We start from the raw sequence: 19,196 nt of genomic DNA on the forward strand, positions 1-19,196 counted from the left end.
CTTTCCGACTTTACTGACTTTCGGACTTTTCCGACTTTCTTACTATTTTAGCCGCTATGATCAACTGGTTATCACGTACCAAAAAACAATCTGTGCTGCAGGAACAGGGAACCGATTCCTTTTTTCATTTCGTATTTAAAAATGCGATCAATAAAAATTACCTGTCTATTGCGCTGGCAGGTATTGCCATACAATTCATTCTGTTTAAGATCTGTTACCCGTATGCCGATTATTTTAACGACAGCTATACCTACATAGATGCCGCTACCGATCATGCAGTAATTAGCTTTCGCCCTATTGGTTACTCCCGCTTCCTCGAAATAATTCATGCACTCACTACTTCAGATACCGTTGTTGTTTATATTCAGTTCCTCGCCATACAGGCCGGCGCCTTATTTCTTTTCTTTACGTTACGGTATTTTTTCAATCTGAATAAAATAGTCAGCATATTGTTACTGGTGGCGCTGGTATTTAACCCGGTGGTATTATACATCAGCAATTACATCAGCAGTGATGCCTTATTTGTTGGCTTAAGTTTATTATGGATCGCTGAATTAATATGGATCATTAATCGGCCCAAATGGCATCACATCATTGAACATACCTTTTTATTGTTCTTTATTTTCAATTTGCGGTATGCAGCGTTGTACCTTCCTGTAATTTCGATCTTTGCGCTTTTTCTGAGCAGCAACAAACAATGGGTATACCGGTTATCAGCCATTGCCCTGACTATTTTGCCCCTGTTAATTGAAATAAAGATCATACAGCACATTACAAAAAAAGAAACCGGCACCGCCATATTTTCGGCTTTCAGCGGCTGGATGGCCGCCAACAATGCATTACACATGTATCCGTACATCGATGTGCATAATGCTGATTTTGCATCGGCAGATGTAGCTGAGTTCAATACGGTTGTTAAGCAATATTTCGACAACCTGCCGGCTGATAAAAGACCTTACCCGGTTGCAGGCGTTACCTTTTTGTGGGGGGAAGAAACGCCGTTAAAAAAATATATGTACCAACTACAGGCGCAAAAAAAGATCAAAGGATATTTCAGCGCTTGGCATGCCGTAGCGCCCATTTATGCAAAGTTCAGCAGAACCCTGGTAAAACAACATCCGTTTGCATTTGTAAAGTATTTTATGTGGCCCAATGCCAAAGTATATTTTGCGCCACCGCTTGAATCATTGTTGTCGTACAATGAAGGACGTAGCACTGTAGATGAAGTTGCCGTAAAATGGTTCAAGTATAAAAGCGAAAACGTAACATGTGTTAACAAAGATGTGCAGGGCAAATTATTACAACCCATTCCCTGGTTGTTCTTTTTGATAAATATAGTTTTTTGCGCGTCGTTTATTGTATTATTGGCCCGGTTCAAAAAAACGAACATTTCCCCTGCACTTTTTCGCACAGTATTGCTCATTGGGGCTTTCTGGGTAATCAACTTTTTATTCAGTGCTTATGCCGCACCTATCGTGTTTCGCTTTCAGCTGTTTCCCATGATAATATACACAGCGTTTTCCTTTATTTTGCTGCAGTATATAATTGGTGTATTTAAAAAAACAACGAAATCCGATTGCTGACTTCAGACTTCCGACTTCAGATTTCAGATTTCACCACAGGTTCTCAATACAATAAGCGCGGGTCCATAAAGTAACGTGTAACAGCACGGCCTTGCACCATGCTTTATGCATTTTTTCTATTACGCCCAAACTATGTCCATTTTTGGTAAGAAATGATTTTATGGTATCGTTCACCACGGCTGTAAAAGCAATAATGTATCGTAAAGGTATATGCGGGGGAGTTGTTTCAGCGCCATCGGTTTTATTTTTCTTTTCATGCGTATGGCGTAACCCTATTTCATGCTGATAGTTTAACCAGTTCTGATCATATGGCTTGCAGCAAACATCCACAATCCATTGTTTAAACCGTTCTTTAACCCTTGTTTTATATTGTTCATCGGGTTTACCGTTAGCATCCTTAAAATAAAAGGCAAGATGAGGTGTAGAACTAATTACCCCGCGCCATGTATTTACTATCGACTCAGTTTGTTGTTCAAGCACCTGACCAGCCATGCGCAAATACCTTATATCCTCCGAATCCAGCGTAATCGTTTGTTTTATCAGCTCCAGTTCTTCCATCGATACCGGCGATTTACCCACCTCTTTCGTGCCATAATCATAACCAGCAATATGCTCTACTTCGGTTTGCATAAACGATTGTTTTTATACATATTATAATTAACAAGCTAAAAAAATTGTACCAGTAGAATTTCTTCCACTACTTGCAATTAAAAGTAAATCAATGTAATATTGACCTAAGGATGCAATTAAAGGGTTATGACCAAAGAGATGCTAATACAGGATTTTATAAAAAATGAAGAAAAACAAATGACGTGGGGAGATAAGATTTTTAATAAATATCCTGTAATATCAGATACACAAATAATTGCAGCAGGAGCCTGGAAATATAAATTTAAAGACGAAAAAGTAATACGCCCCTCTGTCTTATATAAAATTTATGTTACGCCGGTACTGATCTTTTTAATACACATGTGGCTGAGGGAAATTAACTTAATACTACATGGGCCGGGAAGCCTGGGGCTTTCGCTATTTTTTACAATTATTATTATCTACATATATTATACATTCTTGTCTCAAAAATATAATTACAATATAATCATAAACAGCAAACATCTTTTTATTAGTAATTATAAATACTCCTGGCCGGATATTATGGGAACATACTTATTGACCCGGAAACTCGCCAAACACAATAAAACTTATTTTATTATCTTACTGACTACCGGAGAAATAAAAGAATTCGAATTAAGCAATTTTAGCATTTCGAATTATAAGTTATCCGCTGCCATTGAACATTACAAACCGAATTCTGACCTTATCGGCGATCCCGCGCTCCTGTAAAACCTGCTCATTCTTATATCTTATTACTTACTACTTATTACTTTACTACTTTCAGCTTCTCATACAACATCTTCATAAAATACCCCCCAACCACACTCCTCGCCTGAAAACCTACCTGCTTACCATTGGTAGTTTCGTGCCAGTCGCTCAAAGGAACACGGTCGGGCGTTTGAGTCAAAAACTTATATACCGGACTGATCAATGCTTCAAAATCGGCTTGCTTTCCGGCCATGGCAGCCGTCCATAAAATCCAATCGCTTTTGGTATAGGTTTTACGACTATCCAAAGGCAAACCAAACGTGTTTTGTTTGGTGAGGTAATAACTGATCTCTTTTTCATATACTTCACCGGGAAATAAATGCAGCCCCAGCACTTTATCCCACACCAGGTTATACTTCTGGCTCCAGGTATTTTTATTGCTGAAGGTTAACGCATAGTGATCGCCATCATTGGCCATTTCCATCCAACGAGGTACCATGGCCTGCGCCATGGCACGGTATTTTTCGGCAGTATCTTTTTCGTTCAGCATACCCGCCAGCATACCATAGCAACCCAACGCCACAATTGCTTTTACCGATAAATTGGCATTGCGCGCAAGATGACCGGCAAAATCATCGGTGCATAACTGATTGGCGGGGTCAAACCCTTCTTTACTTAAATACTGCGCCCAGGTGCTGAGCGACTTCCAGTGTTTTTGTGCATATAGCGCATTGCCTTCGGCCTTTGCAATGGCCGCCGTAAGAATGATCATATTACCCGATTCTTCAACAGGCATATCTTCTCCATAGGTTTGTCCGTTGGCAATGGGATAAGTGCCTAAATCATGGGCGGCAAAAGGTTTTGTCCATTGACCGCTTTCGCTATAATAAAAAATACCATTCAGCATGCCTTTGAGCAAATCGGGATTGTATAGCAAATACAACGGCGCCGAAGGATAGGTAACATCAACCGTATTGATAGAACCATTGCTGAAATTTTCCTTCGATAAAAACAGGATATCGCCCTGCGCACTCTTCAATACCTTATGAGCAGCAATGCTTTGGCGATAAGCGGCCACACACAGTTTTGCATAGGTTTCGCCACCGGCTGCTTTGGCATCATTGTACATTTTTTTATCAAACGCATCGCATTGTTGCATGATGTTGTTGTAATCGGCAGCGGCTTTTGCCAGTTGCTGTTCTATAGTAAGCCCCTGTTCTTTCCATAACGGCGGCAGGTTTTGATGAAAATACTGAACTGAATACTGATCATCATACCCTAACAGAACAGTATTTACCAAAGGCGAATTGCCAATTTTTGCTGCCGGCATTACCGCGCCCAATATCAGTTGCCGGCCTGTATAAGAATCCTGCGGAGTGGTTTTGTTATTGATGAAATCGGCCAATGCAGTATGCGGTTGCGAAACAAACCATTGCTGGTTCGGGGCGGTCATATACATATAGCCCCAGTCGATACGCCGGTCATCGCCCTTTTTTTGTAATACCGGTTGCTCAAGGGTACCCGCTTTTATAATGTTTGTACCATCTGCCGTATACCTGCGTGCCGTAACAACCTGCGATGTATTATCAACGGCTACATTGGTCGATACGCCTACATACGATTGCACCGAATGCACCTTGCTATCGTTCGATTGCAGGTGAAGCGAAATGTATGAGATGGGCCTTGTAAGCACTTTCAGATCGTTTAACAGCAGCGGTGAAGTGAATGTAACCTTCAGATCCATCGGGCCGCACCTGAAACGATAAGCAGTTTGTGTGGCAGTAACTGTAACATCCTGCTGCTGCGCAACAGCTACATTTTGCATGGGTTTGTTTACCGGCTCTGCAACCAGGCCTGCATCGAGCCAGGCCCCTCCCCTGGTATTGGCAATATGAATGGCCAGTACGTTTTTGCCTTTCTTCATTTTTTGCTTTACGGCTTCTGTAACCGGCACATAAATAAATTTATTAACCCAACCAGTAAGCGAATATATTTTTTCGCCGTTTAAATACACTTCTATATCATCATCGTGATTGATCTTTAATAAAAGCGGCCCCGCCGGTATTTGTTGTGCAGTAAACGTTCTGCGAACCCACAGGTTATTGCTAACCCATTTTGTTTTGGCATTATCCATATTCCCAAAGGGCGCTTCGCCCGTGGCCCATTTACTATCGTTATAGGCAACCGAACTCCAGCCGGTTTCGGGTGCTGTTTCGGTATACTTTACTGAATAATTGCTTTCATCGGTGGTGGGCGCAATGGTTTGATAAACTTTATCTTCCTTTCCCAGAAAACGATATACTTTTCCATCTACCTTCAGCCAGCCCAGCAAAGGCTGATCAAAGCCTGTCCAGTGTTTGGTTGAACTGGCTGTAATATCATCAGTAAATGACCAGATGCTGAAATATGGATCGTGTGTTATTAAGGGATAGGCCGGCAACTGTTGCAGTTGCGTTTTGGCAACAAACGAAAAAAACAATAAACATGACAGCAATACAGTATATTTCATATGCGGATAGATGGTTTAAAGTCGGTTGAGGCCAAATAATTGCATTCGTTCATGCAATATAAATACAGATGTTCGACTTTAAAGAAACAATCTTTATTAAAAAGAAATTAATCTACCGGTAAAAAAAGCAAAATGGTTTAGCCTGAATTGCTGAACTTCATTTAGCCAATTGGCAACAAGCAACAGACAATTAGCAAAAGGTAATTAGCAATTGGCAAAACAGGTTGATATATATATGAGCAAATTGCAAAGATCAGGTTCAATTGCCAATTGTCCATTGACAATTGCTAATTGATTCAACCATGCTCCTTTAAAACCAAAGGTTTTCTTATGATCTGGCACAAATCAACTATAGAAAAAGTTTTTGAAGCACTGAATAGCAGCGAAGCCGGTTTAACAGCCGAAGAAGTTGCTAAACGACTTCAGCAGAACGGACCAAACCAGTTGCAGGAAAAAAAGAAAAAACCTGCCTGGGTGCTTTTTCTGTTACAGTTTAAAGATATAATGATATTGATACTGATAGCAGCTGCTATCGTTTCAGGTATTGCAGGCGATCTGAAAGACACTATCGTAATACTGATCATTATTATTATCAATGCCATTGTTGGTTTTGTGCAGGAATACAAGGCCGAAAAAGCAATTGATGCATTAAAGAAAATGTCGGCTGCTGCTGCCCGTATAAAAAGAAATAATTCGGTTGATCAAATACCGGCTGCAGAAATAGTGCCGGGCGATATTGTGTTGCTCGAAGCCGGCGACATGGTGCCCGCCGATATCAGGATCATTCATAGCAACGCGCTGAAAATTGAAGAAGCTTCGCTCACCGGCGAATCGCAGGCTGTAAATAAATCAAACAACATTTTACAGGAACAGGACGATATACCGTTAGGCGACCGCATCAACATGGCTTACAAAAGTACGCTGGTAACGGCAGGCAACGGAACCGGCATAGTTGTGGCTACCGGCATGAATACCGAAATAGGGCATATTGCAAAAATGCTGCAGGAAAAGGAAACAGTTACCCCATTGCAAAAAAGACTGACCGACTTCAGTAAAAAATTATCTTTCGTTGTTCTTGCCATCTGCGTTATTCTATACGTGGTGGGCATGTTGCGGGGCGAAGATCCTGTAACCATGTTGCTCACAGCTATTTCGCTGGCCGTTGCGGCCATACCCGAAGCATTACCGGCAGTGATCACCATTGCATTGGCCATGGGCGGCAAAAAACTGGCTCGCAAAAATGCCCTGATACGCAAATTGCCGGCAGTTGAAACGCTGGGATCGGTAACTTATATCTGTACCGACAAAACAGGTACGCTTACGCAAAACCAAATGACGGTTCAAAGGATCTGGAAGCATGAAGCTATTGACATTACTGTTCCCAACATCAGCAAAGAACAGTTATTGCTGCTGGCCATGACATTGAACCACGATGCGCATAAAGAAAATAACGGAAGCAATAAACGAAAAGGCGATCCCACCGAAGTAGCGCTGGTAGAATATGCCGTTGAACAAAGCGATTATAATAACAACTGGGAACAAAGCTTTCCGCGAAAACAGGAATTGCCGTTCGATTCAGACCGCAAACTGATGACAACCGTACATGCCGTAAACGATCAATACCTGGTGATCACCAAAGGCGCCATTGAATCGGTATTAAAGATTTGTACCGACACCAATCAGCAGTTGTATACTGATGAAGCCAATAAAATGGCGGAAGAAGGTCAGCGTGTAATTGCTTACTCCTACAAGCTGATAAAGGAAATTCCAAAACAGGCAAACGCCGGCCTTGAAAGTGATCAGCATTTTTGCGGAATGGCCGGGATGATAGATCCGCCGCGACCCGAGGCCCGGCAGGCAATTGCCGAATGTAAAACAGCCGGTATTGTTCCGGTGCTTATTACCGGCGATCATCCCGTTACCGCCAAAGCCATTGCCCGCGACATGGGCATTCTGCAACAAGCTAACGACAGACTCATGACCGGTGCTGAACTCGCCAATGTATCGGATGAAGAGCTGGCGCTCCAGGTGACACATATAAAAGTATATGCCCGTGTATCGCCCGAACAAAAATTGCGCATTGTAAATGCCCTGCAAAAAAAAGATGAGTTTGTTGCCATGACGGGCGATGGTGTAAATGATGCACCGGCGCTGAAACGCGCCAATATCGGTGTGGCCATGGGTATTACAGGCACCGATGTTTCGAAAGAAGCGGCCGATATGATTTTGCTCGACGACAACTTTGCCACCATTGTAAAAGCAGTAAAGGAAGGACGCCGCATTTACGACAACATACGCCGTTTTATTCGTTATGTGCTTGCCTGCAACTTTGCAGAGATACTAACCATCTTTATGGCGCCTATCGTCGGTTTACCCATTCCGTTATTGCCTATTCACATTTTGTGGATCAATCTTGTTACCGACAGTTTACCCGGACTGGCGCTGGCCAATGAACAGGCCGACCCCGATATTATGCAGCGGCCGCCGCGCAAACCGGGCGAAGGCATTTTTGCACAGGGCTTAGGATACTTTATCGTATGGGTGGGTGTTTTAATGGCCACCGCTACCCTGTGTATGCAGGCATGGGCCATTCATATCGGCGATGCACACTGGCAAACAATGGTATTTACGGTGCTTTGTTTTAGTCAACTGGGGCAGGCCATGGTGTCGCGTAATGAATTTATAATGGTATATAAACAGGGGGTATTCACCAATCGTCCGCTGGTTGGCGCCATACTGCTTACAACTTTATTACAGATTGCTATTATTTATCATCCTTTTTTGAACAAGGTATTTAACACGGCACCGCTTACCATTGAAGAACTTGGCATTTGTATGCTGGTATCTGCCATTGCTTTTCATGCGGTGGAGCTGGAGAAGTATATTAAAAAACGAAGAAAGAAGTTGACAAGTTGAATAGTTGACAAGTTAAAAAGTAAAATGAGTCAAACAGGTAGTTGACCTATTTGACTCATTTTACTTATTGTGAACTATTTTTTATTCGATGATATAGGAATACGGGTATAACAGTGTTTTCCAGCTTTTACCGCCATCGGCTGTTATAAACAGCTTTTGGTCGGCATACATCAATCCGTTGTCTTCGTCCTGGAAATAAATGTTTTTCATATTAACGAACTCATACCCTGAGTTGGGAACATTTTCCCAGGTTAACCCACCGTCTGTACTCTTCTTTAAATCACTGTCTGAAATTCCATATACGATGTTGGCATTCACCCGGTGTATACAGGTGAAGAGTATGCCTCCCGTTGGTTTTTTCCAGGTAACGCCACTATCAGATGAAAATGCTGCATTGCCCGACGGATAAGAAGCAGATATAACGCCATTGGCAGCAACCTGTATATTCGACATGAGCTTTGAATCTATAATTTTCGGCGCGGTCCATGTTTTACCGCTATCAACCGTTTTTGATATGTAAGTAGTTCCATATGCACCACTGTTGTACATCAACATCCAGCCGGTTTTAATATCGGCGAATTTCATAGCTGCCGGCAACCACGCATCTGAAAAACTGCTTACAACGGTTCCCGTTTGGGTACTTAAATTCACCCGGTATAAGGTTCTTTTATCGGCGCTTGAAACCGATTTCTGGCTGAATATCATCATAACCGCTGTATCAGCGATATAATTTACACTAACCAGTTCGGTTGAATAATATCCTGTACCAGACAAAGCCGGCGTAAGTGTTGGAGTAGTTGAAGTCCAGCTGTTACCATAATCTGTGGAAAGTCGTATCACAGGTGCCAATACATCGCCAGATGCTGTGATAATGATATTTTTATCAGTAACAAAGGGAGTTATGTTCGTAGGTAATGTACTGCTTTTATAATCAAAGGTCTTAAACTGATCAGAGGTGGTAAAGGCTTTATTTTTTGTATAACCATGTATAATATTACCGCTGTCGAGACGGCTATACATTAAGGTATCTCCTTTTACCAGCACTTTGGTTTCAGGGTTCACCACCAGATCGGTTTCGGCCTGACTAAAAAGAAATTTATCCTTATCGCCACAACCAAAGGCAATAGCTATGCAAATTAACAGGTAGTACGGTTTTCTCATAGTTATTGTTTGAAATTCAGATTAACGCCAACACTAAGGTTTATTGTGCTGCAATCCAGTTTACGGGTTTCGGGCATAATAATACCTTCGGTATAAAGGGCTTTAATAAGATCGGGGCTTGCCTTTAAAGTAGGTTGAAAATATTCGTAATCGAGTTTTACATATATACTTTTTGAGCGCACCACCATAATGCCGGCATCGAATGAAATACCGGTTGCATCTAAATAATTGCCAGGAACCTCATTGAGACGGGTTCCGGTTGTTTGATCCTTGCTATGGTTTGAAAACTGGTTTGCACACCAGTTATTGTCAACACGAAGTATGGGGAAGAATGAAAATTTCTTATAGTCTTTAACCCGGTATTGGATCTCGAGCCCTGCCTTCCAGCTGCGAAAAGTTTCGCGCATATCCTGTCCCAGATCGGCTTTTTTAGTGTAGTACTTTATTCCTCCTTCGGGTCGTATCCATAACCTTCTCTTTTTAAGAAAGGCTCTTTTAATACCTATAGTGGCATTAGCACCAGCCTTAAATACAGCATTTAAGTCCTGACCGAAAGGGTATGCCACACCGGCATCGATATCAATAGCTAATTTTTCCTTTGGAGGAGGTGGTGGCGCCGGAGCGGTTTGCGCCTTTGCAGATAGTTGAATAATAAGCAGCGACAATCCCCATAGGATGTACCGATTAATGTGGCTCTTCATTGGATACTTTTTGATACTATCTACAAAATTAAAATAATTGTTTTTGTATCAAAAGCTTTGAGGATATTTATTTATTCATAATGTTTTTATTTAATAAGATGCCGGCAATGAGGTATTGGCACCAGCCACCAGGCAGTAAGCAAGGGGTAATGGGTAGTAAGAAAGGGAAACAATATGCAGGCGTGAAGCCTTGATTATCAATTAAACGGCTAATGTTGGTCATTATTATGCCGTTTAATCGGGTATGAACCCTTTATCTGAACAAAACAAGCACTCTGCACCCAGGTTCACACCCTATAAACGACATTTAATCAGCAATTCGCATACATCACATGAAAAAAAGTTAATAATGCTCAATCAGAGCAATGCGGTTATAATCATCCAGCAATCCTTCATCAACAAATTCAACATCACCGCCGCTTGCCAGCACTTTTTCTATTACATCATCTACCGCATCTTTTATAAATAACGAGTTACCGGTAACGGCCAGTTCGTTTTCTTCAATCAGCTCTTCATCGGTGCCACGACGTGCCGCCACCATATAATTTTTTTCTACCACCAGTAAGCGGCCCTTTCCACGACAGGCATTTTTCCATACATCCTGTATACCTACAGCCAGTTTATGGGCGCCCATAGCAGCATCCAGTTTCAGCAACAGGTCGTTTTGTATTACTTTTTTCCAGTCGGCCACATGCGGGGCTATAGCATGACGAACAGCCATTTCACCGGCATCTTCATAATTGCCATGTATATAATCTGTTACATATCTTTTGTGATGGGTAATTTTTTTAAAATGCCCCAGCGTTCTGTCGTTGCCCATTACAAATAACGGCAATGAATAAGCTTTTAAAATAATTCCTAACCCGCTATCGACATGACGCAGAAATTTATCGAGCAATACTTCTTTGCGATGTGCGGGGTCTGAAAAATTTCCTACTCTTTCAGGTGTATCATTTTTATAGGCAGCAAGATGATGCGGCATGTTCGAGGCAAGGCGAACAAACTGCGTGGTATTACCCAGGAAAATGCGGCTGCGTTCACCACTTAATACCAGCACCAGGTACTTATGTATCTCTTTTTTACTGTATACCAGGTCACGTATTTCGAACGATTCATCAATAATGATCTTCTCTTGTACCGGTATATCAAGATAATATACTTTTTCAACCAGCGGGGAAACAAATATGCCTATGCTTTTTTTATAAGTGCCATAATCGAGACCCCATATCAGCGACTGCAATTTTGCTAAAACCGGTTCGGCCTTTTCTTCGATGTAATTGGCCCTTAATTCTTTTTCAACCTTTTGATAAGCCAGCTTCAGCCTGTGCTCAAGATCGCCTTTCAGCATCATCTTTGGCTCAAACGGCATAATAACCGAAACACCGGGCAGGTATTTAATAACATTTACTATTTGTTGCTCTTCATGACTCAATACTTGCACCATATTTAGCTTTGTTTTAGTATTTCAAAAATAACTTTCCAAAATGGCCATACCTGTGACCCCCATCACATATACGTTATGATTTTGCTCACATGCTTAGTTGATGCAGCTCATAAAAACGTGAAACGTGAAACGACAAACGTGAACCGTGAATCGGCAAACGGCAAACGGCGCTCTTTAACGGTTACAGCTATCGTTATCATTTTTAATATTGCGTCATAATTTGCTCATTACTAACAAACTCTTACCGGAAATAAGCAAATCTTTCATTGTTTAATTTGTATATTGAATACTCAAACCTTTTTATGTTTCGCATACTTATCTTGCCATGTATGCTGCTATCAGCCATTTCGGCTGCAAGGGCGCAGAACATTTCGAAAGATGATTGGGACTGGCAAAAAAAATGGTTGGATTCCATAGCGCAGCAGATCGATGCAAACCCGCGAATCGCACAACGTAATTTTACAGGCGTGTGTTCAGCAGGGAACTATAAAGCTTTATGCTTCTATAATAAATCCAAAAAAGAAATTGTAAAAATCAGGTATGCGTTCACCGAAGATTCCATTGGCGTAAAAACAGCTTATTACAACAACAGTCTTCTTATAAAATTCATTGATAACAATACCTCTTATTATTCTGCATTAAGATACCTGTTCAATGAACAGGGCGAAAAAGTAAACCCGGCTACAACCAAATACCTAACCGGTATACTTGATGAAAGTTATTCTTCGCTTTATACATTACTCTTCAAATAATTTTTGCTTTTTACTTATTACTTATAACTTATTACTTACTACTTACTACTTATTCCTTCGGTTCCCCGGGGTCACCAGGCACCGGAATTTCATCCGGCGATGTTTCTCCGGGTTCTTCTTCGGGAATGATTTCGGGCTCTTCGAACGGAGGCGTAGGCCTGTCGGGAACAGTTTCAGGCGTAACTTCAGGATTTTCGGGTGAAGGAACTTCAGACGGTTTATCAGGATTTTTCTTTTTGGCCATGGTATTTACATTTATGTGATTGTTTTAAACTCCAAAGGGATAGGTTTCAGGAACAAGATGCCCATCGGGCTGAATATGCAACGGATGCAGAGCGGTGGTTTTATCTATATAAATGAACGCATCGTAGCGCATGGGTAAAATACTGGGTACAAAATTTCCATAAGGTTCAAACTTCGGCTGGTATACAACACCGATAGCCCGGTGGCCGATGTGGTGCTCCATAAATACATCATCCATAAAATCATCCATGATCAGCAGTTTGTTGCCGGCGCCGGCCTGGTGCAGTAAATGTTCCCAGCTTCCTTTTTGAGCGGGCGGCACCGTTATACGCTTCATAGGTGCGCCCCAGCTGCTGCCGGCAATAACGCTGCCTTCGTACGACCCAAAACCCACCAGCACAACCCCTGTTTCGTGATTTTTAATACGGGCCAGTTCACCAATATTGTACATGCCTTCGTCGGTCATATCGGTAGCCCTTGCATCGCCCACATGCGTATTATGGGCCCACACAATAGCTTTAGCATCAGCCCCATGGAAATGCAAAAGCCGTTCCAGCGTATCGTTCATATGACGGTCGCGAATATTCCACGAATGTGATCCGCCTTTGATCATGGCACGATAATATTTTTCGGCATTAACGGCTATCAGGGCATTCTGTTCAGCACTGAATACATTTTCTTCATCCGAATCGTATTGAGGCATTCTGCGCTGTATTTCCTGTAACATGTCAACCACTTCATTTTCACACAATTCAGGAACAAACTGCGAGGCAGCAGCACGGGCATATCCCCTGCCCTCATCATGCCTGAACGGCTCAAAGCAAATAAAGGCTTCCATCGCTTTTTTTAGTGCTGCCTTATCAACCCGCTGCAGGTATTGCATAACAGATTCCATCGACTCCCACAGGCTGTAAACATCCAGTCCGTAAAAACCTACACGATCACCGGGCTGCTGGCCTTTATTATAATTGCGCAGCCATTCGCCAAAGGCCACCATTTCCCAATTGGCCCACATCCATGTTGGCCACCGTTTAAAGGCTTTTATTACTGCCAGTGCGTTGTGTAGCGACCCATCATATCCCTTTATATACCGGTTCAGGCGATAGCAATCGGGCCAGTCGCCCTCAACGGCCACAAAGCTGAAACCCTTTTTCTGTATCAAACGTTGACTTATTACGCTGCGCCATGTATAATATTCATGGTTTCCGTGCGATGCTTCGCCCAGCATTACAATGCGGGCATCGCCAATGCGGCTGAGCAACAGGTCGAGGTCATTAGCATTTGTAAGCGGATGGCTTTGTTTACTAATGATTTGAATAGCCTCCTGCTCATTCAAGGTAGGCTCGCTGGTAAAATAATGTGGCATGATTCTATAGGTGAATACTTAAAGCAACCCAATATTTGTGCCTGAGCTGAAATCGGAAGTCTGATGTCGGAAGTCAGAAGAACCCGTTGCCAATTGCTGATTGACGATTGCCGATTGACGATTGACCATTGACCATTCACCATTGACCAATTTAAAAACCTCATTATGTTTCAGGATCGGATCGATGCAGGTTTGGCGCTGGCCCAACACCTGCTTCATTATAAAAACGCTAATGCAATAGTAATGGCTGTGCCAAGGGGCGGCGTGCCGGTTGCTTTTCCGGTAGCAAAAATTTTATACCTGCCATTAGAGATCATCCTTTCCAAAAAAATCGGTCACCCTTTGCATAAAGAATATGCCATTGGCGCTGTAAGTCTTACAGGGCGTTTTATAGCGCCTGATGCACACGTGCCGCAACAATATATCGACAAAGAAACCGAGCACATTCGCTGGCAGCTACAGCAGATGTACAAAAGATTTATGGGAAACAGGCAACCGGCGTATGTAAAAGATAAAACAGTAATTATTATCGATGATGGCATTGCTACGGGGCATACCATGTTAAGTACGGTAGAAATGATACAAAACGAATCGCCCGAAAAAGTTGTGGTGGCGGTGCCTGTTGCATCGCGACAGGCAGCAAAAATGTTAAGTGAAGCGGCTGATGAGTTTATAAGTGTACTAACCCCGCCGCATTTTCGTGCTGTAGGTGAATTTTATGAAAACTTTACGCAGGTAACCGATGAAGAAGTGATGCACATTCTTGAATCAATGGGCAATTTGCAATAGGCAATTTGCAAGGAAACCTGAAGCAATTAGCAATTGGCAAAGGAACCCGCATTTTATATATTGATCGATTCCCTATAGCTCACTCTTATTTTGCCTATTGTCTCTTGTCTATTGCTTATTGCCTATTGAATTGTCTATCGCCTATTGCCTATTGACTATTGTCTATTGCTTATTGTCTATTGACTATTGCTTATTGGCTAAACTTTCACCGTGCTGGTAATTTGATCAGGTAGCCCCTGCTGCAGCTTCGCCTGCTCCTGCACTGCTTTTTCAAGCTCGGTTACAGCCAGCCAGGCACTTTCTTCAAAACTATTCGATCGCCGGTGTACAAACAACGAATCGCCATACAGCGTGAGCCTGATTTCGCAAATCTTTTTTTCAGTGGCAGCCGCGACATCATCTCGCAGTACAATTTCGGCCTTTACTACATCCTTAATGAGATGAGAAAATGACAGCACTTTCTCTTTCACAGGATTCAATATGGATTCATTTACTTCCGAATGCGGGGCATGAATCTCAATAATCATTGATTCAAATCGGAATGGCATAAAAAATATATATCTTGTAAGTTACGATTATAAATGCAATAATACGTGCAACGCCGGATGTTAAATACCTGTAGGCTCCGGCTTAACTGTTACCTGTAAAAAGTATAACGTTATGAAAAGCAGCCAGTAGGAAAGAAGAAGTCCGGGGTCAGCAGTCTGAAGAGCCCGATTTGCCTGGCCCATGACTATTTCTTTACTCCTTCAATGGCTATCTTCGGACATCCGGCTTCTGACTTCCGACTTCAGTTTACAGGTCCTTTCGGTTTTCGGAAAAATTGCTTTTACCGAATTTATCAATGACGTTGCATTTTCTTTTTTAACGAAATCAAAACCTTCCTGCATCCTTTTCTTTTCATCAGCATCTTTTGTAATACGCGATGCAATGGCAAGCAACAGCTTATGCGTCCATGAAAGCTGTTTCATTACAACTCTTCCACGAAGGAAGAAAACCGAAAACTGGTTTCGTATTTCAGCCGGAACGTTCAATCGTATGATCTGATCAAGCACTTCGGTTTTATCGGCCGGCGTGCCGCATACAACAAATAAAAACAGCTTTTTATTTTTTATACGGGCAACGTTTTTATTCAGCCATTCTTTCAGCATCAGTCTGCCGGTATATACCGAAGCACCTATCACTAAAAAATCACTTGCTTCAATTTCACCGGCAGGTAAACTATCGGGAGCATAAACCGGCAATTGCAATTCATCGCCTATCCACTCAGCATATTGCCGCGTGGCGCCGTATTTTCCTTTGTAAATGATAATTCCTTTCATATAGAGGCTTTATTATTTCTTATATAATTGCTCGTGCAACGGTTAACCACAACCTGTTTCACCATCACTGATCAATGATGCGTGATAAAAAAAGGAAGGTTCATGGTTTTTAATAGTAGTCCGGCAGAGCTTGGACGAATAAGGCCCGACAACCAGCCGCGACCAAAGGCGCCCATAACCACGAGTGTATTTTTCTTTTCAAGTAAGAACCCAAACAGTTCATCCGATGCCTTGCCCTGTAATACCTGAAAGCCGATGCCCGAATAATGCATTTTAAGCAAATCGCCGATCTTTTCTTTTTCTTTAAGCGGCATGGTAACTTCTTTATTCACCTGCAATACGATCGCTTTTTTGTCGGTTAATTCGGGAAACAAATACGCGAATTGTTTAATAGCAAAAACACTCGACCGGCTGCCGTCGTAGGCAAATACGATCTGATCGATACCGGTAAATGAAAGCGGTGCCACCAGTACCGGGCATTCAGCTCCGGCAAGCACTTCCTTTACAAAGTTGGTAGGCGCCCCTTCAAATTTCTTTTCGAAAGATGTTTCGGCATGTACGATCACCAGGTCGGCAAAGCGGCTTTCTTCTATGATCGTTTTGGCAGGTGTTCTGGTGCCATTCACATGTATCTGGCAGCGTACGCCATGGCTTACGCATACTTTTTCAAACTGGCGGATATTTTCCTCATGTTTTTTATGGCGCACTTCATAATCAGGCATATCACTGGCTAAAATGGTTTCAACATAAGGCATACCAAAAGCCGTTTTTATTACCGGAACTGTTTCTTCGTAGTTTTCGAGAAAAACACCGGTGATAGATGATTGCGCCAGGGCAGCTATATAACAGGCAAAGTTTAATGTTTGTACATCTGTTTGTGCCACATCAATAGCAAGCAGGATCTTTTTCATGGTGAAAATGATTTTGTAATCCAAAGCTATTTTGGATAACCTGCTTTACATATGACGCTTATTAGGCGGGGAGATGATTATTATCAAAGAAGCGAGGGCAATAGCGAGTGGCGAGAGAAAATAAGAAGTCTGAGGTCAGAAGTCTGAAGAACCCGATTTGCCTGGCCCATGACTATTTCTTTACCCCTTCAATGGCTATCTTCGGACATCCGACTTCTGACTTCCGATTTCGGAATTTATAAAGCTATATCCCAATCCTTCCACACAGCCTCATATCCTTTTGAGGCAATCACCTGAGCCATTTCGGCGGGAGAGCGCTCGTCGGCAATTTCAAATTGTTCCAGCGATTCGGGTTCTACGGCGTAACCGCCGGGGTTGGTCTTTGATCCGGCGCTGATCGACGTAATGCCTAACTGAATAACATGGTCCCTGAATTTTGGCAATTCGCGGGTCGACAGCGACAACTCTACTTCCTGGTTAAATATTCTCCAGGCACATATGAGCTGAACCAGTTCGCGGTCTTTCATGTCGACCTTAGGTTCCAGTCCTCCCGAAAACGGACGCAAACGCGGAAAGGAAATACTATATTTTGTTTTCCAGTAAGTGCGTTCAAGATATTGCAAATGCAATGCGGTGAAAAATGAATCGGTACGCCAGTCTTCAAGACCTATCAGTATTCCCAAACCGATTTTATGCACCCCTGCCCTGCCCAGCCGGTCGGGCGTTTCGATGCGGTATTGAAAATTAGATTTTTTTCCTTTGGGATGATGTTTTTTATAATCTTCGCGGTGATAGGTTTCCTGGTATACAAGCACCGTATGCAAACCATCGCTAATAAGTTCGCGGTAATCTTCTTCATCGAGTGGCTGCACTTCCATGGAGATATGCGCAAAATGCTTACGCAACAGCTGCAACGCATTTTTAAAATACGGAATATGCACCGTATGATTCGCTTCGCCGGTTACCAGCAGCACATGCTCATACCCCATCGATTTAATGGCTTCGGCTTCCTGTAGTATTTCGGTTGCCGTTAATGTACGGCGACGTACTTTGTTATCTAAACTAAAACCGCAGTAGGTACAAATGTTATTGCACTCGTTCGACAGGTACATGGGTACATATAACTGTATCGTTTTGCCAAAGCGCTGCAGGGTAAGCTGCTGACTTAGTTGCGCCATGGGTTCAAGATACGCTGCCGCAGCAGGTGAAATCAACGCCATAAAATCTTCCAGCGTTCTTCCCGGCTTTGTTAATGCAGCCTCCACATCGGTGGCCGTTTTGCTGTATATGCGTTCTTTAATATCGTTCCAGCTATATTGGTCGAATATGTTTATAAAACTACTCATACTGTTATTCATCTAAAAAGGCGGTTAACGGACTACTGGCTATTGCAACGCCGAATGGTTTTGCCAGGCGGGCTTCGTAAGCTGTTCGGCCGGCTTCTACCGCCTGTTTAAAAGCCCTTGCCATGGCTACAGGTTGCCCGGCTACGGCGATGGCAGTATTTACCAATACAGCATCGGCGCCTATCTCCATGGCTTTGGCGGCATCGGAAGGCGCGCCGATACCGGCATCAACCACCACTGGCACTTTACTTTGCTCGATTATAATTTCAAGAAAGTCGATCGTTTTTAATCCTTTATTGCTTCCTATGGGCGAACCGAGCGGCATAACCGCAGCAGCGCCTGCTTCTTCGAGCCGTTTGCACAACACCGGATCGGCATGTATATAAGGCAACACCACAAAACCCAGCTTTACCAGTTCTTCGGTTGCCCGTAAGGTTTCTACCGGGTCGGGCATCAGGTATTTGGGATCGGGATGTATTTCAAGCTTCAGCCAGTTTGTTTGTAAAGCTTCCCGCGCCAGCTGCGCTGCAAATACCGCTTCTTTGGCATTACGCACGCCCGATGTATTGGGCAGCAGATTAATATGCGGGTGTTGCAAATGACGTAAGATATCGTCGTTCGGATTGTTCATATCAACCCGCTTTAATGCAACGGTAATCAGCTCAGAACCCGAAGCAAGCAGCGCATCCTCCATGACCGGTGCAGAACTGAATTTTCCGGTACCGGTGAATAAACGCGAGGTAAATGTTTTATCGGCAATTGTTAGCATATGTATCAATTTCGTGAATGGTGAATGAATTGTTACCAGTTACCGGTTTCCGGTTCCCGGTAAC

The 19,196-nt window shown here is 42.8% G+C and carries 17 protein-coding genes; 5 read left to right on the top strand and 12 right to left on the bottom strand.

The window, feature by feature from the left end:
- The first annotated feature begins 56 nt into the window (after positions 1–56).
- A complete protein-coding gene (locus tag AC59IL_RS03825; protein WP_496550756.1) occupies positions 57–1,583 on the top strand; it encodes a hypothetical protein in 1,527 nt (508 codons plus the stop codon).
- A gap of 30 nt (positions 1,584–1,613) precedes the next feature.
- Here AC59IL_RS03825 and AC59IL_RS03830 read toward each other — a convergent pair whose 3' ends face one another.
- Positions 1,614–2,213: a protoglobin domain-containing protein gene (locus tag AC59IL_RS03830; protein WP_496550757.1), complete on the bottom strand. Its 600-nt coding sequence runs from the start codon at positions 2,211–2,213 to the stop codon at positions 1,614–1,616.
- Positions 2,214–2,339: 126 nt separating this feature from the next.
- On the opposite strand from AC59IL_RS03830, the gene AC59IL_RS03835 reads away from it, so the two are divergent.
- The gene (locus tag AC59IL_RS03835; protein ID WP_496550758.1) at positions 2,340–2,924 is read left to right on the top strand and encodes a hypothetical protein; all 585 of its coding nucleotides are present in this window, start codon (positions 2,340–2,342) and stop codon (positions 2,922–2,924) included.
- A gap of 37 nt (positions 2,925–2,961) precedes the next feature.
- Here the strand turns inward: AC59IL_RS03835 and AC59IL_RS03840 are convergent, their stop codons facing one another.
- Positions 2,962–5,412, bottom strand: a complete 2,451-nt coding sequence (locus AC59IL_RS03840) for a glutaminase family protein (protein ID WP_496550759.1) — start codon at positions 5,410–5,412, stop codon at positions 2,962–2,964.
- 330 nt (positions 5,413–5,742) lie between these two features.
- On the opposite strand from AC59IL_RS03840, the gene AC59IL_RS03845 reads away from it, so the two are divergent.
- The gene (locus tag AC59IL_RS03845) at positions 5,743–8,328 is read left to right on the top strand and encodes a cation-translocating P-type ATPase (RefSeq protein WP_496550760.1); all 2,586 of its coding nucleotides are present in this window, start codon (positions 5,743–5,745) and stop codon (positions 8,326–8,328) included.
- 81 nt (positions 8,329–8,409) lie between these two features.
- Here AC59IL_RS03845 and AC59IL_RS03850 read toward each other — a convergent pair whose 3' ends face one another.
- The 3 genes from AC59IL_RS03850 to AC59IL_RS03860 form a co-directional block, all read right to left on the bottom strand.
- Positions 8,410–9,489 carry a WD40/YVTN/BNR-like repeat-containing protein gene (locus tag AC59IL_RS03850; protein ID WP_496550761.1) on the bottom strand — a complete coding sequence of 360 codons (1,080 nt, stop codon included), beginning with the start codon at positions 9,487–9,489 and terminating at the stop codon, positions 8,410–8,412.
- 2 nt (positions 9,490–9,491) lie between these two features.
- Positions 9,492–10,190 (bottom strand): hypothetical protein, encoded by a 699-nt coding sequence (locus AC59IL_RS03855; protein WP_496550762.1) that lies wholly within the window; start codon positions 10,188–10,190, stop codon positions 9,492–9,494.
- Positions 10,191–10,533: 343 nt separating this feature from the next.
- Positions 10,534–11,634 (bottom strand): baeRF3 domain-containing protein, encoded by a 1,101-nt coding sequence (locus tag AC59IL_RS03860; protein ID WP_496550763.1) that lies wholly within the window; start codon positions 11,632–11,634, stop codon positions 10,534–10,536.
- A 329-nt stretch (positions 11,635–11,963) separates the two neighbouring features.
- On the opposite strand from AC59IL_RS03860, the gene AC59IL_RS03865 reads away from it, so the two are divergent.
- On the top strand, positions 11,964–12,386 hold the full coding sequence (locus AC59IL_RS03865) for a hypothetical protein (RefSeq protein ID WP_496550764.1): 423 nt from the start codon (positions 11,964–11,966) through the stop codon (positions 12,384–12,386).
- 49 nt (positions 12,387–12,435) lie between these two features.
- On the opposite strand, the gene AC59IL_RS03870 is transcribed toward AC59IL_RS03865, so the two are convergent.
- Entirely contained in the window at positions 12,436–12,630 is a 195-nt protein-coding gene (locus tag AC59IL_RS03870; protein WP_496550765.1) for a hypothetical protein, read from the bottom strand.
- Positions 12,631–12,654: 24 nt separating this feature from the next.
- Complete coding sequence (locus AC59IL_RS03875) at positions 12,655–13,995, bottom strand: erythromycin esterase family protein (RefSeq protein ID WP_496550766.1); 1,341 nt, start codon at positions 13,993–13,995, stop codon at positions 12,655–12,657.
- 165 nt (positions 13,996–14,160) lie between these two features.
- On the opposite strand from AC59IL_RS03875, the gene AC59IL_RS03880 reads away from it, so the two are divergent.
- The gene (locus AC59IL_RS03880) at positions 14,161–14,784 is read left to right on the top strand and encodes a phosphoribosyltransferase (RefSeq protein WP_496550767.1); all 624 of its coding nucleotides are present in this window, start codon (positions 14,161–14,163) and stop codon (positions 14,782–14,784) included.
- Between the two features lie 197 nt (positions 14,785–14,981).
- Here the strand turns inward: AC59IL_RS03880 and AC59IL_RS03885 are convergent, their stop codons facing one another.
- From AC59IL_RS03885 to AC59IL_RS03905, 5 genes are all read right to left on the bottom strand, one after another.
- Positions 14,982–15,332 (bottom strand): HPF/RaiA family ribosome-associated protein, encoded by a 351-nt coding sequence (locus tag AC59IL_RS03885; protein ID WP_496550768.1) that lies wholly within the window; start codon positions 15,330–15,332, stop codon positions 14,982–14,984.
- Positions 15,333–15,533: 201 nt separating this feature from the next.
- The gene (locus tag AC59IL_RS03890; RefSeq protein ID WP_496550769.1) at positions 15,534–16,106 is read right to left on the bottom strand and encodes a flavodoxin domain-containing protein; all 573 of its coding nucleotides are present in this window, start codon (positions 16,104–16,106) and stop codon (positions 15,534–15,536) included.
- 71 nt (positions 16,107–16,177) lie between these two features.
- Positions 16,178–17,017 (bottom strand): hypothetical protein, encoded by an 840-nt coding sequence (locus tag AC59IL_RS03895; RefSeq protein ID WP_496550770.1) that lies wholly within the window; start codon positions 17,015–17,017, stop codon positions 16,178–16,180.
- 236 nt (positions 17,018–17,253) lie between these two features.
- Positions 17,254–18,363, bottom strand: a complete 1,110-nt coding sequence (gene thiH / locus AC59IL_RS03900; protein ID WP_496550771.1) for a 2-iminoacetate synthase ThiH — start codon at positions 18,361–18,363, stop codon at positions 17,254–17,256.
- 4 nt (positions 18,364–18,367) lie between these two features.
- A complete protein-coding gene (locus AC59IL_RS03905; protein WP_496550772.1) occupies positions 18,368–19,132 on the bottom strand; it encodes a thiazole synthase in 765 nt (254 codons plus the stop codon).
- Between the last annotated feature and the right edge of the window lie 64 nt (positions 19,133–19,196).

This window comes from Niastella sp. sgz303648 (genome assembly GCF_059587045.1).